The organism is Trinickia sp. (assembly GCF_051961175.1).
Taxonomy (GTDB): domain Bacteria; phylum Pseudomonadota; class Gammaproteobacteria; order Burkholderiales; family Burkholderiaceae; genus Trinickia.
In genome coordinates, this window is record NZ_JBQCDN010000429.1 from 1 (window position 1) to 2,967 (window position 2,967).

1 protein-coding gene is annotated in these 2,967 nt (G+C 62.6%); it reads left to right on the forward strand.

Going from position 1 to position 2,967, the window contains the following annotated elements; all coding sequences use genetic code 11:
- On the forward strand, positions 1-2,930 hold a 2,930-nt coding region (locus tag ACTHL0_RS24235; RefSeq protein ID WP_440569598.1), incomplete at its 5' end, for an ATP-binding protein.
- Between the last annotated feature and the right edge of the window lie 37 nt (positions 2,931-2,967).

A 2,967-nucleotide genomic window follows, 5' to 3' on the forward strand; every position in this document is an offset into this window, starting at 1 on the left:
AGGCCGTTTGGGCAAGACTGGGGGAACGGCCGATAGCGAGCCTCGTCGACCTGCCGGACATGGAGGACGCGGAGATGCACGCCGTGATGAACGTGTTCTCGACGCTATGGCGCTCCGCTTACTTCACCGATAGCAACCTGTGCCAATCGATTGCGTGCCGAATGGTCAATGTGACGCAGCAATACGGCACGACAGAATCGGCAGTCATCGGCTATGCGCTGCTGGCTATCTTTCTGGGCCCCTTCTTCGGTCGCTATCAAGACGGAGAGGCATTTGCGCGGCTGGCCGTCGCGGTGGCCGAGAAGCATGGATTCGCCGCACAGAAGGTGGGCGCCAACTTCTTGATGCAGATGGCGCTGCTTTGGACCAAGCCCATCGAAGAAGCGGTGAAATGTGTGGATGCGGCCATCGTCGCGGCGCAGGAGACCGGAGAGATCGTCTACGCCTGCTATAGCCTGGAACATCGCCTAACCGATCTGCTCGCGCGCGGTGACCACCTCGACGAGCTTTGGCTCGAATCGGTTGAGGCGCTGGAGTTCGTCGAACGCATTCGCTTCCGTCACGTGCGCGACGTTCTCGCCAGCATCCAGCCGTTCATTCAGAGGTTGCGCGGGCATGCGGATGACCAGGTCGTCATCGACGAAGCGGCGGTGGTTGCGCGGCTGATCGAAGCCGGCATTGCCGTGGTCGTGTGTTATTACTGGATTTTGCAGATTCAGCGGCATTTCCTCCTCGGCGAGCCCGACGAGGCTCTCGAATGCGCGGCGGAGGCGAAACCGCTGCTATGGTCCGCGCGTTGCCACATACAGTTTGCGAATTACTGCATGTACGAGTCGCTCGCGCTGGGTGCGGTACATGGTGCGGCATCGGATGAGCGACGGGCCGAGATTCGCGCCGAGATCGCAGAGAACCTTCGGCATCTGGAGAAATGGGCACAAAGCTGTCCAGCGACGTTCGCTCACAAGCATTGGATCGTCAGTGCGGAACTCGCGCGCATCGAGGGGCGGGAGACGGAAGCGCTTCGCCTTTGCGAGCGCGCCGCCCGACGGGCCGGCGAATACGGTTTTGTTCAGGAACAGGCACTCGCCAATGAATTGGCTGGACAGTGTTGCATCGCCTCGGGCCTCGAACTTGCCGCGCAAGCGTATCTGCGTGAAGCGCGCGACGGCTACTACCGATGGGGCGCGCTGGGCAAGGTCGCACAACTGGACCGGCGTTATCCGTCGAACAAGCCCGATACGCCTCCCGTCCCGTCAGGCACGATCGAGGAGTCCGCAGAGCGGCTAGACATCGCCACGATCGTCAGAACAAGCCAAGCCATCTCGGGCGAGATCGTCCTCGAGAACCTGATCAAGTCGCTGATGGTGATCGCAATCGAGCACGCCGGCGCGGAACGCGGGCTGCTGATTCTCCAGCGCGGCGCCGAGCAGCGGATCGAGGCGGAAGCAACGATCCATGGCGGAAACGTCGCGGTCATGTTGCCCGAATGTTCAGTGCCGTCAAAGGCGCTGCCGGCCTCGGTATTGCACTATGTCGTCAGTACGCACGAAAGCGTCATTCTTGACGACGCTTCGGTTGGCAACCGCTTTTGCGCGGATCCCTACATCCGCCAGCGACGCGCGCGTTCCGTGTTCTGCCTGCCGCTGCTCAAGCAGGCCAAGCTCATCGGCGTGCTTTATCTCGAGAACAATCTGGCGCCGTCCGTTTTCGCGCCGGCCCGGATCGCGGTGCTCAAGCTGCTCGCCTCACAGGCCGCCATCGCACTCGAGAACGCCCGGCTCTATCGTGAGTTGGCCGAACGCGAAGCGCGGATCCGGCGGCTTGTCGATGCGAACATCATCGGTATCTTCATCTGGAATATCGAAGGGTGCGTGCTCGAAGCCAACGATGCCTTGCTCCGAATCCTGGGGTACGAGCGCGACGACCTCACGTCGGGCCGGCTGAGCTGGCGCGAGCTGACTCCGCCGCAATGCCGCGAGCGCGACGAACAGGCGCTGGCCGAAGTGATAGCGAGCGGCACGGCTCTGCCCTATGAAAAGGAATTCGTGGGGAAAGACGGCATACTCGTGCCCGTGCTGATCGGCGCCGCGCTCTTCGAAACCGGCGGGAAGGAGGGCGTCGCTTTTGTCGTCGATCTGACCGAGCGCAAGCGTGCGGAAGAAGACGCGCGCCGCAGCGAACGGCGATATCGCGAGGTGCAGCGTGAGCTCGCGCATGCGAACCGCGTCACGACGATGGGTCAGCTCGCGGCATCGATTAGTCACGAAATCAAGCAGCCCATTGCATCCACCGCCACGAACGCGCAGGCCGCATTGCGCTGGCTCATGTCCTGCCCCCCGAATTTGGACGAGGTGCGCGAATCGTTGGAGTGGATCGTGAAGAATGCCGCGCGCGCCACTGAGGTCATCAACCGCATTCGCGGCCTCGTCAAGAATGCACCGACGTGCCCGGAGCAACTGGCGATCAACCAAGCGATTCGCGAGGTCATCGCGCTGATACGCACGGAAGCCGTGCAGAACGGCGTATCGGTGCGCACGCGGCTCGCGGAGAATCTTCCGCTCGTCGAGGGTGATCGGGTTCAGCTTCAGCAGGTGGTGCTCAATCTCACGATGAACGCCGTCGAAGCGATGAGTAGCGTGGACGATGGCCCACGCGAGTTGGTCGTGGGCACGGTGATCGATGAATCGGGCGACGTCGCCGTCGAGGTGTGCGACTCGGGGCCGGGCATTACGCCGGAGAACGCCGATCGTCTCTTCGAGCCGTTCTACACGACGAAGGAGACGGGCATGGGCGTCGGGCTATCCATTTGCCGCTCGATCGTCGAGGCGCATGGCGGGCGCATTTCCGTGAGCGCAAATTCGCCGCGCGGCGCCGTGTTCCGCTTTACGTGCCCGACGGCGCCCCGCGTGCAGGTGAACGCCAGCCGATGATGACGCACGCAAGATCGACGAACGGTTCAAGCGTTGA